The organism is Sulfuricaulis sp. (genome assembly GCF_024653915.1).
GTDB lineage: Bacteria > Pseudomonadota > Gammaproteobacteria > Acidiferrobacterales > Sulfurifustaceae > Sulfuricaulis.
Map to the genome: position 1 here is coordinate 73,935 of NZ_JANLGY010000011.1, position 24,809 is coordinate 98,743.

A 24,809-nucleotide genomic window follows, 5' to 3' on the forward strand; every position below is an offset into this window, starting at 1 on the left:
GATTGTGTGATGGCCACTGATTCGGTCGCGCTACCCAAATTCGCCAGTCGCGCGAGCAGAATCCTCCCTTGGCTGTTTCTGGGCGTGGTTTACGCGTCGGGTGCCGTGGCGTCGCCGTCGGTCCCGACCGACAGGCTTTACGCCGAACACTGTGCCTCTTGTCACGGTCCGGACCGGCTGGGAGCCATTGGCCCGGCGCTATTGCCGGAAAATCTCGGAAGACTCAAACGTGAAGAGGCGGTCGCCACCATCCGCGAGGGACGCGTGGCGACCCAGATGCCGCCGTTCCGGGACAAACTGAGCGCAGAGCAGATCGCGCAACTCGCCAAGCTGATTTATCAACCACTGCCGGAAGTCCCGCGCTGGGGCATGAAGGAAATCCGCGCGTCACACCTGCTGCACGTCAAACCCGATGAAAAGCTTTCAGACAAGCCCGTGTTCAAGGTCGGGGATCCGCTCAATCTCTTCATCGTGGTGGAGCTGGGCGATCACCATGCCACGCTGCTGGACGGCGACCGCTTCGAGCCAATCGCGCGCTTTCCCACACGCTTCGCGTTGCACGGTGGGCCGAAGTTTTCTCCAGACGGGCGTTACGTTTACTTCGCCTCGCGCGACGGCTGGATATCCAAATACGACATCTACAACCTGAAGTTCATCGCCGAGGTTCGCGCCGGCATCAATACGCGCAATGCCGCGGTATCGGGCGACGGCAAATACGTCGCTGTTGGCAATTATCTGCCGCACAGCATCGTTATTTTAGACGCGCGCGACCTGACGCCGGTCAAAGTGATCGAAGTCAAAGGGCATGATGGCAAGAGTTCGCGCGTCTCGGCGGTATACGATGCCGCGCCGCGCAAGAGTTTTATCGCGGCGCTCAAGGATATCCCCGAGGTCTGGGAAATCACCTACGATGAGCACGCGGAGCCGGTCTACGAGGGCATGGTACATGACTTTAAATATGGCGAGGGGATCGCCGTGCCAGGGCCGTTCCCGCCGAAGCGTATCCGTCTTGATGATTACCTCGACGATTTCTTTTTCGATCAGGAGTATGTCCATATCGTCGGGGCCTCGCGCGAGGCCGGCAAGGGTCAGATAGTCAATCTTGACGTGCGCCGGCGCATTGCCACGCTCGATCTTCCCGGCATGCCGCATCTTGGATCGGGCATCACCTGGGAGCGTAACGGCCACATGGTGATGGCCACCCCCAATCTCCGGGAGGGCGTGGTGTCGATCATAGACATGAACAACTGGAAGGTTGTTCAACGTATCGATACCCTCGGGCCTGGTTTTTTCATGCGTTCGCACGAGAACACGCCCTACGCCTGGGTCGATGCCATGATGAGTCCGAAGGACAAGGACAAAATCCAGATCATCGACAAGCGCACGTTTAAGGTAGTGAAGACGCTTACGCCCGCGCCCGGCAAGACCGCGGCGCACACCGAATTCACGCGTGACGGCAAATACGCGCTCGTGAGCGTGTGGGACGTGGATGGCGCACTGGTGATCTACGATGCGGCGACCTTCAAGGAAGTGAAGCGCTTACCCATGAAAAAACCTTCTGGCAAATACAACGTCTACAACAAAATCACGCGCTCGGCGGGAACCAGCCATTAATCGACCTTTGTGCCATGTATTCCGCTTTACGAACCGATTTTTTGCAATCAAGCCCGCTGATTCTGATTTAGATCAATAAGCCTCTACGTGGTCTCCTCTATAAAGTAAACCATCCCCAGACGGTGACCATGCTAGCGCGAAGATGGGGAGCTTCTTCCCCCAAGTTTTATGGAGACCTCCGATGGCTGACAAACTGATGATCGTAATGTTGAACACCGACCCGAAAAATCCTGCGGAACTCGGGGCGCCTTTCTTTCAGGCGAGCGTGGCGGCGGCGATGGAGCTCGACGTCGAAATTGTTTTCAGTGGGGGTGCCGCCGAGCTTGCCGTTAAGGGAGTAGCCGAGAAACTGTATGTAAAGCAGGGCAGCCCCAAGACGGTGTATGACTTCATCAAGGATGCCTACGAGGCCGGCGTGAAGTTCAAAATCTGTTCGCCCGCGCTTGATCTCTGGGGCAACGATCTGATCTCGGAGATCAAGGAAACCGTGGGCGGCGCCTATGTCATCGGCCAAGCCATCGACGATGACGTGGTGACACTCACCTATTAAAGCAGCACCGGTTGAACAACATCCAGCCTGGAGCACGCCAAGCCTTTCTGGGTAGTGGCTACGGCATCGCGCTCAACCCGGAATCCGAGGTCGGTTTTGATATGGAGCCCGAGATCGTGCAGGGGTTGATCCAGCAACTCGCCGCGGGAGAAACCCAGCACTGATCGCCACTGCCAGATGGTTTTGAAGAGGGATGGCCAGTCACGATCCGCCGACCCTCCCTTTCGTGGTGCGAGAGGTATATATTCTTTTGGCGTCATCTATCGGTGAACAGGAATGAACATGCGGCATTGGGTGCGGTCGGTGTTCTGGGCGGTGAGTGCGTGGCCGGTCTTGGTACTGGCTAACCCATTCTCTACGCTTGCGCTGACGCCTTCGGGCGAAATCCCGGCTTCCGGAAAGATTCTGCTGATACTCCAGGACGGTGATTACGTATTACCGCATTTTTCGCCGGACTCGCGTTACCTGGCGTTTGCGCACGTCTTGCTGCAAGGCGCCACCGAATTGACGGAGATTCAGGCCCTCGATCTCAAGACGCTCAAAGTTAATACCCTGCTCGATGCCCAAGGCTCGCGTGAATTCGCGATCTATAAGAGCTTTGTTGCCGATTTCACCTGGAAGGACGCGACCACGCTAAAGGCGGGAATTTCGGACGGCGATGTAAATGGCGTCAATTTGTTCTTCGACGTGGCCGCTGGCAAGCTGATAGGAAAAAAGCCGTTTTCGCTCACCGATGATACGGCTGACAGGGATGAAGCGTTGACTCCCGAGCTGACCGCGGCGTTTCCCTCCGTACCGCCGCCGGCGCTGGCGAACGCGCTGGCGAATGGTTTCAAGGTCGGCCAGAAGAAATATATTGTGCAGAAGAATTACTGGAAACAGGACAATCATATCTGGTACCTCGATACGGAACGAAAGCAGATATCAAAAATTGTCGACATCACGGACGAGTGGATTTACAGCTTGCGCGGCGCGTTTGCCTCGGGCAATGCCATCATCCTGCTCGTGGCTTACGGACCGGACGCCTGGCTGGCGCGGTACACCGGTGGCAAACTTGAATTGCTGTATCGCTTCCCTGTGAAGAATTACCAGCAAACCGGTTTGCGCGTGGAGCACATTCGCGGTGACCGTGTGCTGTTTCAGGTCATCACCGGGCCGGACTATGAAAAAAGGGAAAACTTCCTGTTTGTGTATGACAAGGCAGGACTCAAGAAGATCAAGGAAACCGCCCCCATTTACGACATGGACGTGGACAGCGAGGGAAAGCTTTTGTGCCTGTCGCAGTGGAGTGGCAAGCAGCGCAAGCTGGTTGTGCGGGAGCTGAAGGTATTCCGTTAGCCCCACTGTCACTGACAGGGTTTTGGTAATGGCCTGGCCCGAAGGAAATCGCTAGACTCCCGGTCCCCTCTGATGGCAGTTTTGGGATCGTTGTCCACTTATGAAGAAATATTTCGTCATTTCCGCGCTCGGGACGGATCGACCCGGGATCGTCAACGAGTTATCCAAGACCATTCTCGACAGCGGTTGCAACGTCGAGGACAGCCGCATGACCGTGTTGGGCGGTGAGTTTGCCCTGATCCTGATGGTTTCCGGTCACTGGGGCGCCATCACGCGACTGGAGCGGCAACTGCCGCCGCTGGAGAAAAAACTTGAGCTGACCATTTTAGCGAAGCATACCGAACCGCGCACGAGTGCCCAGGACCGGGTGCCCTACGCGGTGGATGTGGTGGCGATGGACCATCCCGGCATCGTGCACGAGGTCGCCAATTTTTTCGCCAGCCGTGAGATCAACATCGAGGAAATGGGAACGTGGACCTATCCCGCCGCGCACACCGGCACGCCCATGTTTTCGCTCAACCTGACGGTGAGCATCCCGGCCGACGTGCATATCGGACGTCTGCGCGACGAGTTCACCAGCTTCTGCGACACCCTCAATCTGGACGCCACCATTGAGCCGGCGCGGCACTAGTGCGTCGACTTCTGTCCCCGGTGAATCTAGACGGTTAAGTTGGTCCGCTTTTCCAGCAATTCATGTACCAATGGCGTGCAGATGATCTCCATGGCCAGAGACATCTTGCCACCGGGAATGACCATGGTGTTCGGGCGCGACATGCATGAATCGTGGATGCGCTTCAGAAGGTTGGGGAAATCGTATCGCCATGGATCGCGGAAACGGATGACCACCACGCTTTCATCCGCTGTCGGGACATCGCGCGCGATGAAGGGGTTGGAAGTGTCCACCACCGGCACCCGCTGGAAATTGATGTCGGTGAGGGAAAACTGCGGCGTGATGAAATTAGTGTAGTCGCGCAGGCGGCGCAGGATGGTATTGGTGACGGCCTCCGGTGTTCGCCCTTTCACATTGGTGTCGCGATGAATCTTCTGTACCCATTCAAGGTTTAACACCGGAACCACTCCGAGCAGCAGGTCCACGTACTGCGGGATGTCCACCCCGCTGTTGCCGTTGGTGATACTGCGCCGCTCGATGACGGCGGGATTGTGCGATGGGCTCATTGTTCGGCGGGTCCAGGTACGAGCAACCATGCCGCCGTGGAGGCCTTCATAGACCAGTAGATCGGTTTTCTTGGGCAATGCCCGCCAGGGTGTGAAGGTGCCGGCGGGCAACCCAAGTTCTTCCTGGTTGTCGGGCGTGACGTATTCCCTGATCTGCCCGGTGCCGTGTTCGGAGTATTCCTTGAAAAAAGCCTCGAGGCGGTCGAGCTGGTGCATCTCCGGACCGAACAGGCTCAATGCCCGCCCTTCGGTCTGGGCCTGACGGATCAGGCGCATGCGTTCCTCGAGTTCGTAGCATTGGAATGCCTCGCCCTCGACGAATGCGGCCGTAATATTCTCGCGTCGGAAGATGTCCTGAAAGGCGTGACGCACGGTGGTAGTCCCGGCGCCCGATGAGCCGGTGACTGCAACGATAGGATGCCTTTCAGACATGGCTCGACCTCGGGTAACCGTGAATATCGCTATCTTGTTGGTATTCGGGTGCGCTGGTCAACGGTGGCTGCCGGGCCCCGTGGCGGGATGCGAAGAAACGACCTGTAGTTATGTCCCCAGCACCTGAAAAGAGTCAAAACACCTGGGGGCCTAAACGACGACGAGCTGGCGCTCACCGCGCAGTTTCAGGTTAACCAGTGCCTCGTCGGCGCGGCGCAGCATCTGGTGCGGCTCCTCGCCGGGGGAATAAAACGTGAGTACGCCGCCGAAGCCGGGAAGCGGGTAGCTCTGGCCCTTGTGGCTGAAATGCGACTCCTTGGCGCGCTTGTGAACCTTCTCCAGCGCGCGCAAGGCATTGTCCTTGCCGGTGTTGGGCAGCAGCACGGCGAATTCGTTTTTGCTATAGCGCGCCACCATGTCGTAGCTGCGGAAGCGGCCGAGCACTTCGCTCGTGTACCGGTTCAACACCGTATCGGCGATTTCCGCACCGTGTTTTTCCTGAATACCTTCCAGGTTGTCGATATCGATCAGCGCCAGCGCGAGCGGTTCGCCATGGCGCTTCACGCGCTCAATCTCGGATTCGATCTGCCGCACCAGCACGTCGCGCTTGGGCAGTCCGAGCGGCCTTTTCGTGGATTTCTCACCCGCCCGGATGCGGCGCCGGGCCTTGTTAAGTTCTTCGCGCAACTGCTCGCGCTCGGCCTCGATCATCTTGAGATAGGTGGTGGCGTCGGAGAGTTGACGTGACAGCGTCTCGCGCTCGCGCAGCATCTCGTCCATGCCCTTTGCCAGCATCTGGCGCAGTTCATCGAGTTGCGGTGCTACACCGGCCTCGGTAGTGCGCAACGCCTCCGATGTCTTGGCCACCGGCGCCGATGGCTGTTCCGGCGTTCTTGGGCTTTCCATGGCGGGAGTCTCCGTGATCTGGGAATCGGGCGCCTTGAGCGCACGTGGTCTTGACGTGGTCTTGGCAGGTGCGGCCAACGTTGGCTCTGGGGTGAATTCGCGCGCCGGGATGATGTGATCCGGTTGCGGCAGGTAAATCGCCAGGTGTTGCTGGATCAGACGCGCCCGCAGACGGATGGAAGAGGGCAGTGCGTTATTCTGCGTATAGGCAAGTAACTGCTGATGCAAATGGGAGAGACAGGAACCGTTGACGAGACCACGCTCACGGCAGTGATGCAGGCCATCCTTGATCAACTGTAACAGTTCGCCGCCGTCCGGATGGCGCTGAAGGTGCTCGAGATGTCGCACCAACGCACGCATCAAACCGGGGTCGACGGAGAGGTTTTCGCCGACAGCCAACCTTGTGTGCTCCTAGGGGGTTCGGGGACCTTTATTCATTTTTATCGCGCGTAAATGTAACCGCACAAGAGAAAAATAACAACATCTTGTGATGAAAAAATATGAATAACACTACTGGTTGAAAAGCATCGACAGACGATCCACCAATGTCGGCTTGCCCATGATCGAACCGTAGACGCGCCTGTACAACGGCACGTCCCATTCGCGGACGTTCAGAAACTTTCCTCCCGCCTCTTCTATAAGGATGCGGCTGGCCGCGAAATCCCAAATAGGGTTGCCATAGTCAATGGCGGCATCAGCCATGCCCAGGATCGCGCATGTATGAGTAAAACAGGTGCGGTAAATACGGTGGTTCGGATGCGCCCGCGCCACGGCGTCGAACAGGCGCCCGTCGTCGCGGTGCTTGGTGAAGTTCGCCCGCGACGGAAGCATCACGCGCTCGGTCCCGTCGATGGCATCGGGGTCGAGATCGGGGAGCGTCACATGTCGGCCGTTATGGTAGGCGCCCATCCCGAAGGCGGCGCTTACCCGGATATCCAGCACCGGATGATCGATAACGCCCACGACCGGTTCGCCGCGGTAATGCAATGCGAGAATGCTGCCAAAGGCCGGCATACGCTGTACAAAGTCCTCGGTGCCATCAATCGGGTCCATGACCCACTGGAACGGCGCTTCAGGACGAGTCGGCGGATATTCTTCGCCGATAATGCCGTGGTCGGGGAAATCCCGCTCGATCAGTTCGCGCAGCAATTCTTCGACCCTGAGATCCGCGGTGGTGACGAAGCTCTGGTCCGGTTTGCGCTTGACCTCGAATCCGGCCAGCAGCATAGACAGGATGAGCGAACGCGCCGTCGCGGAAAATTCAAGGGCCTTGGTAAAAAAGCGTTCGATGTCGCGTACTGGAATTTCGTTACGAATGTCCACGGAGTTATTTCCTCGCCCGATCTTTTCAAGATTTAACGTCATGTTTCTTCATCGCCGCATGCGCGATTCAGATCCAATGCCCGGCCTCCAGGCGCCATGACCCACGGGCAGTTAGTCCAGGGCGGATTATGGCGCATATGAAAGAATATCGCGCCATTGATCCGGGCACGTGTTCCACTGGTCCGCACTGGTCTGGCGCGGTGGCCCCGGGGATCATAGCTTTGAGTAATGGGGCGGGGTGCACCACCTCCGTCCCCGTGCGAAAAGACGCCGGAGACATGCGCAAGAAACGTTTTTCCAGGACTCATCCCCGCACCTCGACGCTGTCGCATGGATGGCAGAATCTGCGTTTTCACTGGTACACGACGCGCAAGGGTCCGCTTATCTTTATTCTTGTAATCGGTCTGGTTGTTACTTCGTTCGGTTATTTCATCCACTCGGCTTTCGCCAGGCGGGACGACGTGAAGAACCTTACCTGTCTCGCATTTAACGTGTACTTCGAGGCGCGCGGCGAGCCAATGGTCGGTCAATACGCGGTGGCCGAGGTCACCATGAACCGCGTGGCTTCGGGCCGCTACCCCGACACGATTTGCGGTGTGGTGCATCAGAGGAACTGGGATACGTTGCGCAAGCGCTATGTCGGCGCTTTCTCCTGGAACGAACTGGATGAACGTCCCTCGCTTGAAGAAGAAACCTTCCGGCGCGCCTGGGAGGTCGCCGAAACGGTTTATTACGGACGTCATACGCCGACGCTCGCGGGCGCGCTGCATTATCATGCCACGCACATCAAGCCCAGCTGGGCCCGCGGTAACAAGCCCGTCGCACGGATCGGTAGACACATTTTTTACCGATAGCGCGGGTTTGCATGGCCTGCCGGGATCGGCGGGCCGAAAATGCGTATCTCCTCGACGTTCTGCCGTATTATCCACGTCACGGGGAGGCTTGTCGGTGAGCACGGAGGCAGGCAAGATGGTTTACATCGTTTACTATTCGTCTGGTTCGTTCCTCATAGATAATCCCATGCCAACGACAATAACTTCCGGAACGCATGCCGGATATTTTCGTCCGCCGTCAGGTCCAATCCCGGGCGTACACCTCTGGAGGATATTGTTCAGTGAAGCCTGACGACGCCTCTCCAACGATCTGGGCCGTTGCGCTGGCCGCGTGCCTGTTGGCCGTGGTGCGGCCCGTGGCTGCCGCCGGGGCGCTGACGCTGGACGATTACTTCGCGCATGCGCTGACGCGCAGCGAGGTGGTCGCGACGCAGGGCGAACTGATCCAGCAGGCGGAGGAACGTTATCGCCAAGCGGGGTCTGCATTGCGCCCAACTATCGATGGCGTCGCTTCCTATACCTGGCTGGACAAGGGGGCGCGCGACACGTCAGCGAATCCCGCGCGTCATCCCAACGCGCGAATTACCGCCACCCAGCCGCTGTTCCGCGGCTTCCGGGAATTCGCCTCGATGCGGCAGACGCAGGCACTGGTGGGCGCTCAGGGAGAGGATTATCGCCAGGCGCGCACGCAGCTGTTTAAGGACGTGGCGCAGAATTTTTACGACGTGCTGTCACTCGAACAAGACTTGAAGAATCTCGATGAGCAGATCAACTACAACCTCGAGCGCGAGAAGGAACTGCGCGATCGCGTGCGCATCGGCCGTTCGCGTACAGGCGAGACACTGACGGTGCAGAGCACGATAAGCACCCTGCGCGCGCAGGTCGAACAGTTGCGGGCCCAGCTCAGCGCCGCACGCGAGGCCTTCGCGTTCCTGAGCGGCCTGCCAGCCGCTACGCCGCTGCGTGATGTCGAGACCCTGCCAGTGAATTTGGATGCGCTCGAGGCCTATCTTGTGCGGCTGGAGTTGCGTCCGGACGTGAAGGCGGCGCAGCAACGCCTGACCGCGGCGCAGGAAAACATCACCGTGGCACGCGGCGCGCGCCAGCCCTCGCTCGATCTGAACGCCAACCGTTACCTGGAACGCCGGGGCAGCCTTGAGAACGTCGATTGGGATGTGCAGCTGGCGCTGACGATCCCGTTGTACGCCGGCGGAAGCCGGCAATCGCAGGTGCGCGAGGCGGTATCGCAGAGCACACAGGCCGAGCTGGGCGCAAGCCAGGTGCGCCGCCAGGCAGAGCAGGAAATCCGCTCGGTCTATCAAAGCGTGGTATTCGATCACTCGCAGCTTGAGGCGCTGGAGAAGGCGACCGAGGCGGCGCGCAAAAACTACGAAGTGCAACGGCGTGACTACCGCTTGGGGCTGGTCACGAACCTGGATGTGTTGCAGGCCCTGACCGCCTTTCAGGAAAACCAGCGGGCGCTGGACCGCGCGCGCTACACCGCGAAACTCGATTATCTCAAGCTGGAAGCAGCGGCCGTGCGTCGCCCGGCCGCGCCCGAAGAACCCACGCCATGAACCTGCCTGAAATCGCCATCCGCCGTCCGGTGTTCGCCTGGATGCTGATGGCGGCGCTGATCCTGTTCGGCGGGATCTCGGCCTCGCGCATGGGCATCAGCCAGTTGCCCGACGTGGATTTCCCGGTGGTATCGATTCGCGTGGACTATCCTGGCGCCGCGCCCGAGGTCATCGAGACCAACGTCGTCGACGTCATCGAAGACGCGGTCATGACGGTGGAGGGCGTGCGCAGCGTGACCTCCACCGCGCGCTATGCCCAGGCGAGCATCAGCGTCGAGTTCGAGCTGTCGCGTGACATTGCCGACGCGCTGCAAGAGGTGCAGAATAAAGTCGCGGCGGCGCAGCGCCACCTGCCGACCGACATCGAGCCGCCGGTCATCAGCAAGACCAACCCCGAAGACCAGCCGATCCTGTGGATGTCGGTCACGAGCGACCGGCACACGCTGCGCGAGCTGATGCGTTACGTGAAGGACTCGCTCAAGGACCGGTTCTCGTCCGTCAGCGGCGTCGGCGAGATCACGCTCGGCGGCTACGTCGATCCCAACCTGCGCGTCTGGGTCTCGGGCAAGGAACTGAACCGCTACCAACTGGCGGTGACCGACGTGCTGAACGCGATCGTCGCCGAGCACTCGGAGCTGCCCGCCGGCCAGATCACCGCCGGGCTCAAGGAATACGACGTGCGCACCCTCGGCGAGGCCAAAACCGCCAAGGAGTTCGAGAACATCGTCATCAACCAGCGCGGCGGCCAGCCGGTCTACAGCCGCATCCGCCTGAGCCAGGTGGCGCAGATCGAGGACGGGCTGGATGACATCCGCCGCATCTCGCGCGCCAACGGCGAGCGCGCGGTCGGCATCGGCATCCGCAAGCAGCGCGGGTCGAACACCGTGGCCGTGGCGCAGGGCGTCAAGGCGCGCATGGCCGAGGTCGCCAAGCAGTTGCCGGAAGGCATGAAGATCGCCGTCAACTTCGACACCACCAAGTTCATCGAGGAGTCGGTGGACGAGTTCAAGATGGCGCTGGTGCTGTCGGCGCTCGCCACCGCGTTCGTGTGCTGGTTGTTTCTCGGCAGCTGGACCGCGACGCTGAACGTCATCCTGGCGATCCCGACGTCGATCATCGGCACCTTCATCGTCCTGTACTTCTTCGGCTTCACGCTCAACACCTTCACGCTGCTGGGCCTGAGTCTCGCCATCGGCATCGTCGTGGACGACGCCATCATGGTGCTGGAAAACATCGTGCGCCACCAGGAAAAGGGCGAGAACCGCGTGGAGGCGGCGCTCAAGGGTTCGCGCCAGGTCACTTTCGCCGCGCTGGCGGCGACGCTGGCGGTAGTCGCGATCTTCCTGCCGGTGGCGTTCATGAGCGGTGTCATCGGCAAGTTTTTCTTCCAGTTCGGTATTACCATGACGGTGGCGGTGCTGCTGTCGCTGCTGGAGGCGCTGACGCTGACGCCGATGCGCGCCTCGCAGTTCGTCCAGGCCGGCAGCCGCGTCACGCGCATGGGACGCGCGGCGGATTTCGCGTTTCGCGCCGTGGCCGCGCTGTACCGCAAGCTGCTGGAGGTCGCATTGCGGCATCCTTGGATCATCATCGGCAGCTCGGCTCTGTTCTTCGCGGCCTCGTTCAGCACGCTCAATTTCATCAACAAGGAATTCATGCCGGCGCAGGACCAGAGCAGCTTCATCGTGCGCGCGCAGACGCCGGTGGATTCCTCGATGGAGTTCACCGACTCGGTGATGCGCGAGGCCGAGAAATTCTTCGCTGCGCGTCCCGAAATCCGGCGCTACATGGTCGCGGTGGGTGGGTTCGGCACTGGCGGACAGTCGAATCTGGCAAACGCCTTCATCAGCATGAAACCGAAAGGCAGCCGCGGCATCGACCCGGAGGCCGGCCACGAACTGTCGCAGCAGGAGCTGATGGCGGCCACGCGCGAAGCGCTCAAAAAGCTGGGCCTGAAGGTCTCGATCCAGGATCTGTCGCAGCGCGGTTTCACCGCCTCGCGCGGCTTTCCGATTGAGTTCGCGGTGCAGGGGCGCAACTGGGACAAGCTGGTGGAGTATTCCGAGACTATCATCGCGAAGCTCGACGCCACCGGTCTCGTGACCGACACCGACAGCGATTATCTGCTCGGCAAGCCGGAAATCCAGATCATCCCGGACCGCGAACGCGCCGCCGCGCGCGGCGTGAGCATCCAGGCCATCTCCCAGACGGTCAACGCCATGGTCGGCGGCGTCGTCGCCGGACAGTATTCCTCCGAGGGGCACCGCTACGACGTGCGCGTGCGGCTGCGCGACCAGGAGATCGACCGTATCGACCAGATCAAGCGACTGTACGTGCGCAACAATCGCGGCGAGCTGATCCCGCTCTCGGAGGTGGTGCAGGTGCGTGAGGCCAAGAGCCTGGCGCAGATCAACCGCAACGACCGCGAGCGCGCGATCAAGATATTCGCCAACGTCAAGGCCGGCGAGTCGCAGCAGGAGGCGCTGGATCGGGCGCAGGCCATCGCACGCGAGGTGTTGCCGCCGGAATACACGGTACGTTTCGTCGGCGGATCGCAGTCGTTCCAGGAATCGTTCGCGAGCCTGTGGTTCGTGCTGGTGCTCGGCGTGATCGTGGCGTACATGGTGCTGGCCTCGCAGTTCAACAGCTTCGTGCACCCGGTCACGGTGCTGATGGCGCTGCCGTTCAGCGTCTCGGGCGCGTTCCTGACGCTGCTGCTGTTCGACCATTCGCTCAACATTTTCAGCTTCATCGGCCTGATCCTGCTAATGGGCATCGTGAAGAAGAATTCCATTCTGCTGGTGGACTTCACCAACCAGGTGCGCGATCGCGGCGGTGTGACGGTGCGCGCGGCACTGATCGAGGCCTGTCCGATCCGGCTGCGCCCGATCCTGATGACTTCGTTCGCCACCATTGCCGCCGCGCTGCCGCTGGCGCTGGCCCTTGGTCCCGGCGCGGAGCTGCGCGCGCCCATGGCGATCGCGGTGATCGGCGGCGTGCTGGTATCCACGCTGCTCACGCTGTTCGTCGTGCCTTGTGTGTACGAATTGCTGTCGCGCTTCGAACGCGACCGCCGTGCGGTGGAAAAACGGCAACAGGAGATTGTCGAAGCTACCAGGAACTAGTCTGGCAGGAATAATCCGAGTCGGCCTTGATGGCAATCGTACTGAATCCCGTTTAATGAAGTTTCATTCGCGGACGCGCACGTTGCTGCAGGAAATCCGAAAACATGAGCAGCAGCATCGGCAGCGTGCCGTGCAGTGCGCGCTGGTGCAGACGGTAAAGCATGCGGTAGGTCAGACGCGCGAACCAGCCCTCGATCATCATGTTCCCCATAAGATTGCCCATGATGTTTCCTAGCGTGGTGTAGTGCGCGAGTGATATCAGTGAGCCGCGGTCGCGGTAAATGAATTCAGGCAGTGACTTGCCATGTATCCGGCGGGCGACGGCTTTGACGAGTAGAGCGGCCTGCTGGTGCGCCGCCTGCGCCGTCGGTGGTACTGGCCTGTCCTTGCCCGGTTGCGGGCAAGAGGCGCAGTCGCCGATCGCGAATATATTGTCGTCGCGCGTGGTTTGCAACGTCGGACGCACCACCAGCTGGTTGAGCCGGTTGGTCTCGAGGCCGGCGAGTTCGCGCAGAAACGCCGGCGCTCGTATGCCGGCGGCCCAGACCCGGTGCGAGGCGTGAAAAAACTGGCCGTCATGCGTCTGCACGCCCTCGTCGATCACGCGCGTCACGCGCCGGCCGGTGTACACGTCTACCCCGATCTTGTGCAGCTGTTTTTCCGCGGCAGTGGAAAGCCGCTCTGGCAGCGCCGGCAGGATGCGGGCGGCGGCCTCGATGATGACAAGCTTGAGGTCTTGCTCCGGATTAATGCGGTCGAAGCCGTAGACCACGAGCTGGCGCGCCATATTGTGCATCTCCGCGGCCAGCTCCACGCCGGTAGCGCCGGCGCCCACGATCACGACCTGCAGCTGATGCGCTGACAAGCGCTCCGGATGTGTTTGCGCGTGGATGTAATTGCGCATCACCGCGCGCTGGAAGCCGTCGGCCTGGTCGCGGTCGTCGATGAACACGCAATGCTCGCGCACACCCGGTATCCCGAAGTCGTTGCTGACACTGCCGACCGCGAGCACCAGCGTGTCGTAGGGCAGCACGCGGCGCGGGACGAACTCGCGGCCGGCCTCGTCGAGCGTCGGCGCTAGGCTCACCTCGCGCCGGTCGCGGTCGAGGCCGTCCATGCGCCCGAGGCGGTATTCGAAATGATGCTGGTGCGCCTGGGCGATGTAGTCGACGTCGTTCTCATGCGAGTCGAAGGTGCCGGCCGCGACCTCGTGCAGCAGCGGCTTCCACAGGTGCGTGAGCTTGGCGTCCACGAGCGTGACCTGCGCCTGCTTCCGCTTCCCGAACTTGTCGCCGAGACGCGTGGCCAGCTCCAACCCACCCGCGCCGCCGCCGACGATCACGATCCGATGTGGCTTCATGTCCTTATTCTACAGCGTTACAGAGCGCCGGCCTCGATAACAGTTATCTGCCGGTGTGCATGGTTCGTGAGGAAGCGCAAAGCAGGCAACTCGTGGAGACGCAGACACTTGAGACAAGGCTCGGTGTATCGATATTCTTCGACTGCTGCAGTGTCAGTCGCGGCAAGGCACTGCGTTGGATTAATGGCTGGCTTGTGGACCGGGAATTCGCGACAGCCAGCTGGTCTGAGGTATTATTGCCACCTGCCATATGGTGCAAAGGTTGGCGCCAGTCATATCTCTGGCTAGACTGGAATAACTACCCACACGGATTGTGACCATGTTTATTCTTTTTCGCCCAATAATCATTGTTGTCCTGCTCTGCCTCGGTCTGGTGGCCTGCGCCGGTTCTACATTGCCCCCCGACCCGGCCGCTGGCGCCGATACGCAGCGGAGTTCACACTCCTCCGGCGTTGCCTACCGTGACAGACCGATCCACGTCATCGGGAGCGCACCGCCGCAAGTGAGCGTGAAGAATGATCCACGCCTGGGAAGTACCACGGCGAAGATCGGCATCGTCGAATTCAGCGACTACCAATGCTTCTATTGCCGGGATTTTCACCAGAAGCAATTCGCGCAGATCAAGAAGGACTACGTCGATACCGGTGTGGTGCAGTTCATTCACAAGGATTTACCTCTTCGAATTCACGCGCAGGCCGTGCCCGCCGCCATGGCCGCCCATTGTGCAGGTGTGCAGGGCCGCTTCTGGGATATGCACGATGCCTTGTTTGCCCATCAGGGCCGGTTGGGCCAAAACCTGTATGCAGAGTTGTCACGCCAACTGAATCTGGACGAGACAAAGTTCAGCGCTTGTTTCGAAGGCCAGGCCTTTGGGCAAGGTATCGGGCAGGACGTTAGCAGTGCCCGCAGGCTGGGGCTCACCGGCACGCCATCGTTTTTGATCGGAACTATCGAGGGCGATACGCTGACCATCGTGCGCCAGTCACTCGGTGCCCCAGGATTTGAGGTGTTCGTGCAGGAAATCGAAAAACTGCGGCAGCTGTCCGTTACGTCTCCACGATAGGAGTTCGCGAGGCATCGCTTTTATAATATACGGACAAACTCGGAAAAGATTCTATGGCGGGGAAAAACTCCGGCCCGCGCAAGCCGACCGGCGCACTGGACAACAAGAAGCTCGATGACATCGTGGCCCGCGCTCATAAGGATCGCGACACGCGCCTGGCAGGTTACCGCGAGCAGTCACTGAGAATTCATCCATTGATTTGCGCACGCTGTGGCCGCACGTTCCTGCGCGAGAATTTGCACGAGTTGACGGTGCATCACAAGGACCATAACCACGACAACAATCCCCCGGACGGCAGCAATTGGGAGAACCTCTGCCTCTATTGCCACGACAACGAACACCAGCGCTTCGCGCATCTGGTGCAAGGTTATGACGTCAATATCGGGACGGAGAAAAAGACCGTGGCAACGCACAATCCCTTTGCCGGCCTTAAGGATATGCTCAAGAGCAAGTAGCTGGATGTCGAACTGTCGCGCGCAACGGCGACAGAATAATTTCCCCGTTGTTCGCGCGTGATTCCTATCACGACCGGGATATCTCCAAAGACCCGCGATAACCGGTCTCCGTTTGATTCAGGTCAAGTGCATTCCAAACCATACGGGCTACTTAGTATAATGAAAGCCTTGTGTCCGAGGCTTGATGCCGTGACCGGTCAAGAGGAGATCATGATGAAAGGTACTGTTCCCACAGCCTTTATTCGCAAACTCGATGTCGGCGGAAAGGAAGTGCTCACGGATTCCGAGGGCTATATCCTTAACCTGGAAGAATGGTCGGAGGACTTCGCGAATGCATTGGCAGCCCAGGAGCAGTTGCAGCTCACCGATGAGCACTGGGAGATCATCCGGTTTCTGCGCGAGTTTTTCGTCGAGCATGGCGTGCAAGCCAACGTGCGTGAGATGATCAAGCACTTTCGCATGAAGTGGGATCCCGAAAAGGGCAGCAACCGCTATCTCCATGAGATCTTTCCGCGTGGCGGTCCGCAGAAGCAGGGCAACCGTCTCGCCGGCTTGTTGCGCACCAAGGGCGAGCATTGATTGAAACAAGTCCAAGTTAAGGGGAATATTATGTCGGCGACTAAAAATACCGTGGTGTATCGGGTGATCATCGGATTGTTGCTGCTCACTATTGTCGGTCTGGTCCTGAAGTTTGTAGTGCTGGGCAGGACCGGGACCGAGGTGGATGGCAGGGTGACGATACTGCTCGATCCGTCCGAGCGCGTCGTGGTGCTGAACGAGATGCGCCAATTCCTCGTCGGCATCCAGCAGATGCTGGAGGCAGCAGAACGCAAAGACGCTGCCGCCATCGTGAAGATTACGCGTCCGCTCGGCATGGCGGCGGCACACGCGGTCCCGCCCGGATTGGCGGCAAAATTGCCGCTGGAGTTCAAGACGCTGGGACACAGCGTGCACAACGACTTCGACCGCATCGCCATGGATGCTGAGGCCATGAATGATGTGCAGCTATCGCTGCGACAGCTCGGACAGACCATGAATAAATGTGTGGCGTGCCATGCCACGTACCAGATCGCACTCCCGCCCGGGCCCCGCCAGTAAGTACACCCGTTTCGCCCGGTTTTTCCTGTGAGGCTGCATCATGTGCGGCCCTTTCTTTTTGACCTGCATCAAGCGCGCATGCCGATGATGTGCCTAAAATTCCGGATTCTCGGAGGTCCAGCGCAATGGCTGAAACAAGGGAAACGGCGAGGCTGGCCGGCCCAGAGCAAACTGTCGGTTATACCCTGCACGGCAACCGGTATCTCAACATTACCAACCGCTGTTCGTTGCGCTGTGCATTCTGCCCGAAATTCAACGACGAATGGACGGTGCAGGAATACCAACTGCGACTCGATCATGATCCTGCGCTCGAGGAAATCGTCGCGGCGGCGGGCAATCCGGAGGATTATCAGGAGATCGTGTTCTGCGGTCTGGGAGAACCCACTCTACGGCTGTATACGCTGCTGGATGTGGCGACCCGCATACGGCATCGCGTCAAACGGATACGCATCAACACCGACGGGCTCGCCAGTTTTGTTTACGGGCGTGATGTGACGCCCGATATGGAAGGCCTGATCGATGCGCTGTCGGTATCGCTGAATGCCCAGAACGCGGATATCTATAACCGGCATTGTCGTCCGAAACTGCCGGGCTCTTACGGGGCGATGCTGGATTTTGTGAGGCGTGCGCGCGAATTTATCCCGGACGTTACCCTGACCGCTATCGATGGACTCTCCGGCGTTGATATTTCGGCGTGTGAAAAGATCGCGCATGACCTTGGAGTAAAATTCCGGCATCGCGTGCTGGACGTTGTCGGCTGATTTATTCGCGCCATGCCCCCCACGGGAAAAATGGAACTCGTCTGCCCGGCAGGCAGCATGCCGGCGCTGAAGGCGGCGGTGGACAATGGCGCCAATGCCGTTTACCTCGGCTTTCGTGACGGCACCAACGCGCGCAATTTCCCCGGCCTCAATTTCGATCTGGATGAAGCACGCCGGGCTGTGCATTACGCGCATGAGCGCGGCGCGCGTGTATTCCTGGCAATCAACACCTATCCACGCCCATCGCAGTGGCAGAAGTGGTGCCGCGCTGTGGATCAGGCGGCCACCCTCGGCATCGATGCCCTGATTCTCGCTGACCCCGGGCTCATGGATTACACCGTACAGACTTATCCCGATCTGCGCCTGCATCTTTCGGTGCAGGGTTCGGCCACCAGCCACGAGGCGATTGATTTTTACGTGCGGCATTTCGGCGTCCGGCGTGTAGTGTTGCCGCGGGTGTTGTCGCTCACGCAGGTGCAGAATGTCATGAAGCGCGTGAACACGGAGGTGGAGGTATTCGGCTTTGGCAGTTTGTGCGTCATGGTCGAGGGCCGTTGCACGCTGTCTTCCTACGTGACCGGCGAATCACCGAATTCGAACGGGGTGTGTTCTCCTGCGAAACACGTGAAATGGGAGGAATCGGCCAGCGGCCGGCGCTCGCGCCTGAATGGCGTATTAATTGACACCTATGCGCCGGACGAGCCCGCGGGCTACCCGACGATTTGTAAAGGCCGCTTTGCTGTACAGGGATGTACGAATGCCGCGGGCGCAGGACGCGCAGGACGCGCAGGAGCGGCCGAGGTCGGCGGTAAGGTTTACTACGCCATGGAGGAACCGACCAGCCTCAACGTGCTCGACATTCTTCCGGAGCTGTATCGCGCTGGAGTGGCGGCGATCAAGGTTGAGGGTCGGCAGCGCAGCCCGGCCTACGTGGCGCAGGTTACGCGCACCCTGCGCGAAGCCATCGATGCCTGTATCAGTGATCCGGAGACATTTGTACCCGAAGTCGAATGGGTGAAGCAGCTTGACAACGTCGCCGAAGGACGCTGCCACACGCTCGGTGCGTATTCCCGGCCATGGCAATGAAAATTTCCCTCGGTCCGATTCCATACCTCTGGGAACGCAGCCGCGTTTTTGATTTCTATGCGCGCGCTGCCGAGGCACCGGTCGATATTGTCTATCTGGGAGAGACGGTTTGCTCTAAACGCCGCGCCATGCGTTTGCCGGACTGGCTCGATATCGCCGCGCGTCTGACCGCCGCGGGCAAAGAAGCGGTGCTGTCAACGCTTACGCTGATCGAGGCCGAATCGGAAGCTTCCTACCTGCGCACCATCATTGAAAACGGCCGGTATACAGTCGAGGCCAACGACATGGCGGCGATCAACATGCTGGCAGGTGTCGCGCCGTTTATTGTCGGCCCGCATGTCAATGTCTATAACAGTCGCGCCCTTGAGCTGATGGCGCGTATTGGCGCCCGGCGCTGGGTGATGCCAATGGAGCTCGACCGCGAAACACTGGCCGCGCTTCAGTCCAGCCGTTCCGCCAACCTGGAAACCGAGGTGTTCGTATTCGGGCGTCTGCCGCTGTCCTTCTCGGCGCGCTGTTTCACCGCCCGCGCGCATAACCTCCCCAAGGATGAGTGCGGTTTCCGTTGCGCGGATTACCCTGAGGGCATGCCGATGCAAACACGCGAGGGCCAGTCATTTCTGAATCTCAACGGTATCCAGGTTCAGTCCGGAGAGACTTACAACCTGGTAAACGAAATCGGAGAGCTGCGAGCGCTCAAAGTGGATATTTTGCGGCTTTCTCCCCAGCCCGAAGGGATGTTCGAAATCATCGATGCTTTCCGTCACGTCATGGACGGGCAACTGGAATCGTCTGCCGCGGCCGGTAGTATCGCGCCACATCAAACAGCTGGATTTTGCGATGGCTACTGGCATGGCGCACCAGGCATGCACCGGGTGCACGTATGACTACACGCACCGGCTTTGTAATCGATACCGGACTGCATTCCGGCCCGGAAAATATCCGGCTCGACAGCGCCCAATGGCGTGAGGCGCAAGAGGCGGATGCGCCCATTTGCCACGTACGATTCCATCGTTATCGTCCCACTGTCTCGCTGGGCGCCTTTGAAACGGCGGGCCATGCCTTGCGCGCGGAGTATTGCCGCGATCAGGGGATCGACATGGTGCAGCGCGTGAGTGGCGGCGCGGCGGTTTATCTCGACCCCGATCAATTGTGCTGGACGCTGACGCTTTCCCGTCCGAGCGCCTGGGGCAAGAAAAATATCATGGAATGGCTCGCACTGTTAGGCGGGGGAGTGGTGAAGGGGCTGCAAGGATTGGGCGTGAATGCCATATTCGCGCCGCCCAACGACATCGAACTGGCGGGGCGCAAGCTGGCTTCGGGCTTTATCGCGCTCTCGGATTCGGCGCTGCTGTTTCAGGGCAGCCTGCTGCTGGATCATGACACCGAAACCATGATGACGGCGCTGCGCGTGCCAACGGAAAAACTCACACCGGATGGTGTCCGTAGCGCACGCGGTCGTTTTACCACGTTGCGGGACGAGGGCGTTGCCGCTGAGCCGGCTGTTCTGGAATGGCATGTCCTTACTGGTTGGGCTGAATTGCTTGACGTGGAATTTGGCAAGAGAGTGGAATTGAAGTCAGAGGAAATTACCGGTGACGCGAACCATGCGCCACCCGCCGGTAACTGGGATGCCGAACTTAATTTCTGGTATCAGGCCCTGGTAAAAACGCCGGGCGGTGTCCTGTATGTCCGTGTGCGTCTTAGCGAAAGCGGCGATACTCTGCAGCAGGTTGAATTCGCCGGTGGCATGCAATTGTATCCCGCGTATTTGTTTATCTCGCTTTCATCCTGGCTCGCCAGGACGCCGGTGGCGTGGCTGGATGAGCGCCTCGATGAATTCTTTCGTGTCTATCCGCATGACCTGGCTGGGTTTACCACCGAGGACATTCAGCACGGCCTGCGCCTCGCACTCGATCGCTATGCCCAGCAGGCGCAGTTTGCATTGACTCATGAGCAGGCCAATACGCTCATGGTGCATGCGCCATCGCCACTGGCGGCAGCGGATGTTGCTCGCGCGGCCAGCGTCATGCTGGTGCCGTACTGCGCCAAGCCATCCTGGTGCAAGTGGCGCCACCGCGACGGTTGTCCCGATTGCGGGATGTGCGAAGTAGGCGAGGCATATCGTCTGGCACGCGAGCGCGGCATGCGCGTCGTGACGATCACCAATTTTGAACATTTGCAGCAGACACTCGGCGAGCTGCGCGCACAGGACACACCGGCCTATGTCGGCATGTGCTGCCGCCATTTCTACCTGAAACGCGAATATGCTTTTCGTGAGGCCGGCATTCCTGCCGTGCTGATGGATATCACCGGTTCGAACTGTTACGAGCTGCAACAGGAGGATCTGGCCTACGCGGGGAAATTCCAGGCGCAGGCGCGCCTTGATCTGGATGTGTTGCGTAGGGTGATGAAACGTGTCCCTCCGGTGGCGGGAAAGGCGGATTAACTCGCGGCCAGACGCTGGTCGATGGCGCGCTGGAAAACAGCGAATGCGGCTCCGCCCAGAGTTTCCCCCAGCACATCGCGGAAATGCGCCTCCCAGTCGTAGTCCAGCGCGTCCAGCAGGTTCTTCACATGCACGCCGGTTTCCGTGTCGCCTTCAATACACAGCCGGCGATTGAAGAAGAGCGTGTCGGGGTCCTCGCGCCGGGTCGCGAGTTGCCAGAAATCTTCCACTTTGCCGCTGATACGGACATCGGCAAGGCCCGCCGCGGCTGGCTGCAACCGTCCCTGGTCGATCCGGAAATGGATCTCGCTCGCCGCATCTCGAATATGTATACAAACGGATTTGCCGTTGATTTCCGGCAGGCGCGCCGCCAGTGGCTGGCCGCGCAGCAGGTGGTTGAATGCACGCGCGAACAGTTCCGCGTGCACGGCGTCGGGGATGATGCGCAGAGGCAGTAACAGTGGATGAGGCAGCATATGTACCGGGAAAAATGGGACGAATGTTTTATAACAGGTCTGGATGAAAGAAGTTATTGATCTGGGTCAAATTATGCTCGCAGAAGTCGTTCTATTCTGAGCGCTCCATGAAATTCAAAAATTTGCGCGAATTTATTGCGCATCTGGAAAAACTCGGCGAACTGCGGCGCATTACGGTCCCGGTAGACCCGCGACTGGAGATCACCGAAATATGCCAGCGCACCCTGCGCGTGCAGGGGCCGGCGCTGTTGTTTGAAAACCCGAAACAATCGGATATCCCGCTGCTGGGGAATCTTTTTGGCACCACGCGACGCGTGGCGCTAGCCATGGGACGCGAATCTATCGAAGACCTGCGCGAGGTTGGCAAGCTGCTTTCGTTTCTGAAGGAACCGCAGGTGCCACGCGGTCTCGGCGACGTCATCGAGAAGTTCCCGGAATTCAAGCAACTGTTGCACGTGGTACCGCGGGTGGTGAGCAACGCATCGTGCCGACAACATGTAATCGAAGGCAAGGACGTGGACTTGTCGATATTCCCCATACAGACTTGCTGGCCGGAAGACGCCGGGCCCTTGATCACCTTCGGCTTGGTTGTTACCAAAGGTCCCTACAAGGAAAGACAGAACATCGGCATCTACCGTCAGCAGGTGATCGCGCGCAATAAAGTGATTATGCGCTGGCTGCCACACCGCGGCGGCGCGGTAGATTTTCGTGAGTGGAAGGAGGCTCATCCTGGAGATCTCTTTCCCGTCGTGGTTGCCATCGGGGCCGATCCGGCGACACTGCTGGCGGCGGTGACACCGATTCCCGATACACTGTCGGAATTCCAGTTCGCGGGACTATTGCGTGGGGCGCGCAGTGAGGTCGTCCCCTGCGGCTGTGCCACGCTGTACGTGCCGGCCTCGGCAGAAATAGTGCTCGAGGGCTATATCGACCCGGCAGAAGAAGCGCTGGAAGGACCGTTCGGCGATCACACCGGCTATTACAACTCGCAGGAAAAATTTCCCGTCTTCACTGTCGAGCGCATCACGCATCGCGACCAGCCCATATATCACAGTGCCTACATGGGGCGTTCGCCGCACGATGAGCCCTCAGTATTGGCCATGGCGCTCAACGAGGTTTTCATTCCGTTGCTGCAGAAGCAGTTTCCGGAGATCGTGGATTTCTATCTGCCGCCGGAAGGCTGCTCCTACCGCGTAGCCTGCGTCAGCATTAAGAAACGTTATGCCGGTCACGCCCGACGCATCATGTTCGGCGTGTGGTCTTACCTGCGCCAGTTCACCTACACCAAATTCGTGATCGTCACCGATGACGACATCAACGTGCGTGACTGGAAAGAAGTTGTTTGGGCCATGAGCACGCGCATGGATCCCGTGCGCGATACGCTGCTGATCGAGAACACCCCTATTGATTATCTGGATTTCGCCAGCCCGGTCTCGGGTCTCGGCGGTAAGATGGGTTTGGATGCCACCAACAAATGGCCGGCCGAAACGGCGCGTGCCTGGGGCCGGCCGATTTCCATGAGCGCCGAGGTGGTGCGCCGGGTCGACGACCTGTGGCACCAGCTGGGGATTGAGGGCATCGCGTCGCACCATCCTTGAATCCGGCCAAACCGGACTGGGACCGATTCTGCTTCATTTCACCCGCGTACCCGATCTATTATTGATACAGGTCATGGGTTTCGCCGGTGACCCGCGTTATCTTTAATGATCATATTTATCGACTTCTCCAAAACGAGCTTGAATCACCAGATCATTTTTGACGCCGAACTGCTGCGCCGCTACGACAAAAGCGGACCGCGCTACACGTCGTATCCGACGGCCGTGCAGTTCCGAAGTGCAGGAAGCACAAGTGCCGCGGGCGCAGGGATGCGCGAGAGCGGCCACACAGGCTTCACCGAGGCGGATTACCAGGACCAGGCCAAACGGAGCAATGCTTCGGCCGCGCCGCGCCCGCTGTCGCTGTACTTTCATTTGCCTTTTTGCGACACCGTCTGTTTTTACTGCGCGTGCAACAAGGTTGTCACCAAGGACCGCAAGCGCGCCTCACCGTATCTGGGTCGGCTGCATCGCGAGATCGCCCTGCAGGCGCAACTGTTTCATCGATCACGCACGGTGGAGCAGTTGCACTGGGGCGGCGGCACGCCGACGTTCATCAGTCACGAGGAAATGCGGGAGCTGATGGAGGTCACGCGCGAGCATTTCCGCCTGCGTGATGACGACAAGGGCGAATACGGCATCGAGGTGGACCCGCGCGAGGTGCGGCCGGAGACGCTGGCTGTGTTGCGCAGCCTCGGCTTCAATCGCTTGAGCATGGGCGTGCAGGATTTTGAGCCCGCGGTGCAGAAGGCGGTGAATCGCATCCAGACCGAGGCCGAGACCTTCGCGGTGCTCAAGGAGGCGCGCGCGCTCGGTTTCCGTTCCATTAACATGGACCTGATTTACGGTCTGCCGCACCAAACTGTTGAAAGCTTTGGACGCACGCTGGAAAAAATTATCACCGCTGGCCCGGACCGGCTCTCGGTATTCAATTACGCGCACCTGCCGGAGATGTTCAAACCGCAGCGCCGCATCTCCACCTCCGATCTGCCGAGTCCGCAGGAGAAGCTTAATATCCTTCAGCTCACCATCGAGCGCCTGACGCAGGCGGGCTACGTGTACATCGGCATGGATCATTTCGCGCGACCGGACGACGAATTGGCAGCGGCGCAGCGCAACGGCACGCTGTACCGGAATTTCCAGGGGTACTCCACGCATGCGGAGTGCGACATGATCGGCATGGGAATTACAGCGATTGGCATGGTGGGCGATTGTTACAGCCAGAACCAGAAAACGCTGGAAGATTACTACGCGGTACTCGATTCAGGCCATCTGCCGGTGATGCGCGGTATTGTGCTGGATGATGACGACAAGCTGCGGCGAGAGATCATTACGCAGTTGATATGCCATTTCATGCTCGACTTGAATGCCGTCGAGCGCGTACGCGGCATCCGTTTTGCCGACTACTTTGCCGCGGAACTCGCTGATCTCAAGGTCATGCAGCAGGACGGGTTGGTTGAGGTGGACGCGAAGTCAATGCGCGTGCAGCCCGCGGGCAAGCTGCTCATTCGCAATATCTGCATGGTTTTCGACCGTTACCTGCGCGAGAAACAGGAACAGCGCTATTCAAAGGTGATCTGACGGCTCGACCT

At 59.6% G+C, this 24,809-nt stretch carries 24 protein-coding genes; 18 read left to right on the forward strand and 6 right to left on the reverse strand.

Going from position 1 to position 24,809, the window contains the following annotated elements:
- The first annotated feature begins 9 nt into the window (after positions 1–9).
- The 5 genes from NUV55_RS05770 (at position 10) to NUV55_RS05790 (ending at position 4,133) form a co-directional block, all read left to right on the forward strand.
- Positions 10–1,614 carry a cytochrome D1 domain-containing protein gene (locus tag NUV55_RS05770; RefSeq protein ID WP_296671167.1) on the forward strand — a complete coding sequence of 535 codons (1,605 nt, stop codon included), beginning with the start codon at positions 10–12 and terminating at the stop codon, positions 1,612–1,614.
- Positions 1,615–1,795: 181 nt separating this feature from the next.
- The gene (locus NUV55_RS05775) at positions 1,796–2,164 is read left to right on the forward strand and encodes a DsrE family protein (protein WP_296671168.1); all 369 of its coding nucleotides are present in this window, start codon (positions 1,796–1,798) and stop codon (positions 2,162–2,164) included.
- An 11-nt stretch (positions 2,165–2,175) separates the two neighbouring features.
- Entirely contained in the window at positions 2,176–2,328 is a 153-nt protein-coding gene (locus NUV55_RS05780; protein WP_296671169.1) for a hypothetical protein, read from the forward strand.
- A 112-nt stretch (positions 2,329–2,440) separates the two neighbouring features.
- Positions 2,441–3,502, forward strand: coding sequence for a hypothetical protein (locus tag NUV55_RS05785; RefSeq protein ID WP_296671171.1), 1,062 nt, complete (start codon positions 2,441–2,443; stop codon positions 3,500–3,502).
- Between the two features lie 100 nt (positions 3,503–3,602).
- On the forward strand, positions 3,603–4,133 hold the full coding sequence (locus tag NUV55_RS05790) for a glycine cleavage system protein R (protein ID WP_296671172.1): 531 nt from the start codon (positions 3,603–3,605) through the stop codon (positions 4,131–4,133).
- Positions 4,134–4,159: 26 nt separating this feature from the next.
- Here the strand turns inward: NUV55_RS05790 and NUV55_RS05795 are convergent, their stop codons facing one another.
- The 4 genes from NUV55_RS05795 to NUV55_RS13795 form a co-directional block, all read right to left on the reverse strand.
- Positions 4,160–5,110, reverse strand: coding sequence for a phosphoribulokinase (locus tag NUV55_RS05795; protein ID WP_296671174.1), 951 nt, complete (start codon positions 5,108–5,110; stop codon positions 4,160–4,162).
- Positions 5,111–5,260: 150 nt separating this feature from the next.
- Positions 5,261–6,415 (reverse strand): GGDEF domain-containing protein, encoded by a 1,155-nt coding sequence (locus tag NUV55_RS05800; protein WP_296671176.1) that lies wholly within the window; start codon positions 6,413–6,415, stop codon positions 5,261–5,263.
- A 111-nt stretch (positions 6,416–6,526) separates the two neighbouring features.
- The gene (locus NUV55_RS05805) at positions 6,527–7,339 is read right to left on the reverse strand and encodes an inositol monophosphatase family protein (RefSeq protein WP_296671177.1); all 813 of its coding nucleotides are present in this window, start codon (positions 7,337–7,339) and stop codon (positions 6,527–6,529) included.
- Positions 7,340–7,377: 38 nt separating this feature from the next.
- A complete protein-coding gene (locus NUV55_RS13795; RefSeq protein WP_367280358.1) occupies positions 7,378–7,671 on the reverse strand; it encodes a DUF3565 domain-containing protein in 294 nt (97 codons plus the stop codon).
- Here NUV55_RS13795 and NUV55_RS05810 point away from each other — a divergent pair.
- The 3 genes from NUV55_RS05810 to NUV55_RS05820 all read left to right on the forward strand — a co-directional run bounded on the left by NUV55_RS05810 (position 7,618) and on the right by NUV55_RS05820 (position 12,874).
- Complete coding sequence (locus NUV55_RS05810; protein ID WP_296671179.1) at positions 7,618–8,193, forward strand: cell wall hydrolase; 576 nt, start codon at positions 7,618–7,620, stop codon at positions 8,191–8,193. The genes NUV55_RS13795 and NUV55_RS05810 overlap by 54 nt on opposite strands.
- A 260-nt stretch (positions 8,194–8,453) precedes the next feature.
- Complete coding sequence (locus NUV55_RS05815; RefSeq protein WP_296671180.1) at positions 8,454–9,749, forward strand: TolC family protein; 1,296 nt, start codon at positions 8,454–8,456, stop codon at positions 9,747–9,749.
- Positions 9,746–12,874 carry an efflux RND transporter permease subunit gene (locus NUV55_RS05820; RefSeq protein ID WP_296671183.1) on the forward strand — a complete coding sequence of 1,043 codons (3,129 nt, stop codon included), beginning with the start codon at positions 9,746–9,748 and terminating at the stop codon, positions 12,872–12,874. Before NUV55_RS05815 ends, NUV55_RS05820 begins: the two co-directional genes overlap by 4 nt.
- A gap of 52 nt (positions 12,875–12,926) precedes the next feature.
- Here the strand turns inward: NUV55_RS05820 and NUV55_RS05825 are convergent, their stop codons facing one another.
- Positions 12,927–14,234, reverse strand: coding sequence for an NAD(P)/FAD-dependent oxidoreductase (locus NUV55_RS05825; RefSeq protein WP_296671185.1), 1,308 nt, complete (start codon positions 14,232–14,234; stop codon positions 12,927–12,929).
- A gap of 319 nt (positions 14,235–14,553) precedes the next feature.
- On the opposite strand from NUV55_RS05825, the gene NUV55_RS05830 reads away from it, so the two are divergent.
- The 8 genes from NUV55_RS05830 (at position 14,554) to NUV55_RS05865 (ending at position 21,146) form a co-directional block, all read left to right on the forward strand.
- Positions 14,554–15,297, forward strand: a complete 744-nt coding sequence (locus NUV55_RS05830; RefSeq protein ID WP_296671187.1) for a thioredoxin domain-containing protein — start codon at positions 14,554–14,556, stop codon at positions 15,295–15,297.
- Between the two features lie 53 nt (positions 15,298–15,350).
- Positions 15,351–15,752: a YajD family HNH nuclease gene (locus NUV55_RS05835; protein ID WP_296671189.1), complete on the forward strand. Its 402-nt coding sequence runs from the start codon at positions 15,351–15,353 to the stop codon at positions 15,750–15,752.
- 213 nt (positions 15,753–15,965) lie between these two features.
- Positions 15,966–16,331 (forward strand): TusE/DsrC/DsvC family sulfur relay protein, encoded by a 366-nt coding sequence (locus tag NUV55_RS05840; RefSeq protein ID WP_296671191.1) that lies wholly within the window; start codon positions 15,966–15,968, stop codon positions 16,329–16,331.
- A 30-nt stretch (positions 16,332–16,361) separates the two neighbouring features.
- Positions 16,362–16,850, forward strand: a complete 489-nt coding sequence (locus NUV55_RS05845) for a hypothetical protein (protein ID WP_296671192.1) — start codon at positions 16,362–16,364, stop codon at positions 16,848–16,850.
- Between the two features lie 125 nt (positions 16,851–16,975).
- On the forward strand, positions 16,976–17,611 hold the full coding sequence (locus NUV55_RS05850; protein WP_296671194.1) for a TatD family nuclease-associated radical SAM protein: 636 nt from the start codon (positions 16,976–16,978) through the stop codon (positions 17,609–17,611).
- Positions 17,612–17,641: 30 nt separating this feature from the next.
- Positions 17,642–18,697, forward strand: coding sequence for a peptidase U32 family protein (locus NUV55_RS05855; RefSeq protein ID WP_296671196.1), 1,056 nt, complete (start codon positions 17,642–17,644; stop codon positions 18,695–18,697).
- Positions 18,694–19,584 (forward strand): U32 family peptidase, encoded by an 891-nt coding sequence (locus NUV55_RS05860; protein ID WP_296671197.1) that lies wholly within the window; start codon positions 18,694–18,696, stop codon positions 19,582–19,584. The genes NUV55_RS05855 and NUV55_RS05860 overlap by 4 nt, the downstream gene beginning before the upstream one ends.
- The gene (locus NUV55_RS05865; protein WP_296671200.1) at positions 19,581–21,146 is read left to right on the forward strand and encodes a DUF116 domain-containing protein; all 1,566 of its coding nucleotides are present in this window, start codon (positions 19,581–19,583) and stop codon (positions 21,144–21,146) included. The genes NUV55_RS05860 and NUV55_RS05865 overlap by 4 nt, the downstream gene beginning before the upstream one ends.
- Here NUV55_RS05865 and NUV55_RS05870 read toward each other — a convergent pair.
- Positions 21,143–21,622: an SCP2 sterol-binding domain-containing protein gene (locus tag NUV55_RS05870; RefSeq protein ID WP_296671202.1), complete on the reverse strand. Its 480-nt coding sequence runs from the start codon at positions 21,620–21,622 to the stop codon at positions 21,143–21,145. The two genes, NUV55_RS05865 and NUV55_RS05870, sit on opposite strands and share 4 nt — an antisense overlap.
- A gap of 107 nt (positions 21,623–21,729) precedes the next feature.
- Between NUV55_RS05870 and ubiD the strand changes: the two genes are divergently transcribed.
- Together ubiD and hemN are read left to right on the forward strand one after the other, a co-directional pair.
- Positions 21,730–23,220 carry a 4-hydroxy-3-polyprenylbenzoate decarboxylase gene (gene ubiD / locus NUV55_RS05875; protein ID WP_296671204.1) on the forward strand — a complete coding sequence of 497 codons (1,491 nt, stop codon included), beginning with the start codon at positions 21,730–21,732 and terminating at the stop codon, positions 23,218–23,220.
- A 105-nt stretch (positions 23,221–23,325) separates the two neighbouring features.
- Positions 23,326–24,798: an oxygen-independent coproporphyrinogen III oxidase gene (gene hemN, locus NUV55_RS05880; RefSeq protein WP_296671206.1), complete on the forward strand. Its 1,473-nt coding sequence runs from the start codon at positions 23,326–23,328 to the stop codon at positions 24,796–24,798.
- Positions 24,799–24,809 lie beyond the last annotated feature (11 nt).

Bases quoted from the DNA above. Each gene is read 5' to 3' on its own strand.
- NUV55_RS05770 (WP_296671167.1), top strand. From the start codon at position 10: ATGGCCACTGATTCGGTCGCGCTACCCAAATTCGCCAGTCGCGCGAGC.
- NUV55_RS05775 (WP_296671168.1), top strand. From the start codon at position 1,796: ATGGCTGACAAACTGATGATCGTAATGTTGAACACCGACCCGAAAAAT.
- NUV55_RS05785 (WP_296671171.1), top strand. From the start codon at position 2,441: ATGAACATGCGGCATTGGGTGCGGTCGGTGTTCTGGGCGGTGAGTGCG.
- NUV55_RS05790 (WP_296671172.1), top strand. From the start codon at position 3,603: ATGAAGAAATATTTCGTCATTTCCGCGCTCGGGACGGATCGACCCGGG.
- NUV55_RS05795 (WP_296671174.1), bottom strand. From the start codon at position 5,110: ATGTCTGAAAGGCATCCTATCGTTGCAGTCACCGGCTCATCGGGCGCC.
- NUV55_RS05810 (WP_296671179.1), top strand. From the start codon at position 7,618: ATGCGCAAGAAACGTTTTTCCAGGACTCATCCCCGCACCTCGACGCTG.
- NUV55_RS13795 (WP_367280358.1), bottom strand. From the start codon at position 7,671: ATGCGACAGCGTCGAGGTGCGGGGATGAGTCCTGGAAAAACGTTTCTT.
- NUV55_RS05820 (WP_296671183.1), top strand. From the start codon at position 9,746: ATGAACCTGCCTGAAATCGCCATCCGCCGTCCGGTGTTCGCCTGGATG.
- NUV55_RS05825 (WP_296671185.1), bottom strand. From the start codon at position 14,234: ATGAAGCCACATCGGATCGTGATCGTCGGCGGCGGCGCGGGTGGGTTG.
- NUV55_RS05830 (WP_296671187.1), top strand. From the start codon at position 14,554: ATGTTTATTCTTTTTCGCCCAATAATCATTGTTGTCCTGCTCTGCCTC.
- NUV55_RS05835 (WP_296671189.1), top strand. From the start codon at position 15,351: ATGGCGGGGAAAAACTCCGGCCCGCGCAAGCCGACCGGCGCACTGGAC.
- NUV55_RS05840 (WP_296671191.1), top strand. From the start codon at position 15,966: ATGAAAGGTACTGTTCCCACAGCCTTTATTCGCAAACTCGATGTCGGC.
- NUV55_RS05845 (WP_296671192.1), top strand. From the start codon at position 16,362: ATGTCGGCGACTAAAAATACCGTGGTGTATCGGGTGATCATCGGATTG.
- NUV55_RS05850 (WP_296671194.1), top strand. From the start codon at position 16,976: ATGGCTGAAACAAGGGAAACGGCGAGGCTGGCCGGCCCAGAGCAAACT.
- NUV55_RS05855 (WP_296671196.1), top strand. From the start codon at position 17,642: ATGGAACTCGTCTGCCCGGCAGGCAGCATGCCGGCGCTGAAGGCGGCG.
- NUV55_RS05860 (WP_296671197.1), top strand. From the start codon at position 18,694: ATGAAAATTTCCCTCGGTCCGATTCCATACCTCTGGGAACGCAGCCGC.
- NUV55_RS05865 (WP_296671200.1), top strand. From the start codon at position 19,581: ATGACTACACGCACCGGCTTTGTAATCGATACCGGACTGCATTCCGGC.
- NUV55_RS05870 (WP_296671202.1), bottom strand. From the start codon at position 21,622: ATGCTGCCTCATCCACTGTTACTGCCTCTGCGCATCATCCCCGACGCC.
- ubiD (WP_296671204.1), top strand. From the start codon at position 21,730: ATGAAATTCAAAAATTTGCGCGAATTTATTGCGCATCTGGAAAAACTC.
- hemN (WP_296671206.1), top strand. From the start codon at position 23,326: ATGATCATATTTATCGACTTCTCCAAAACGAGCTTGAATCACCAGATC.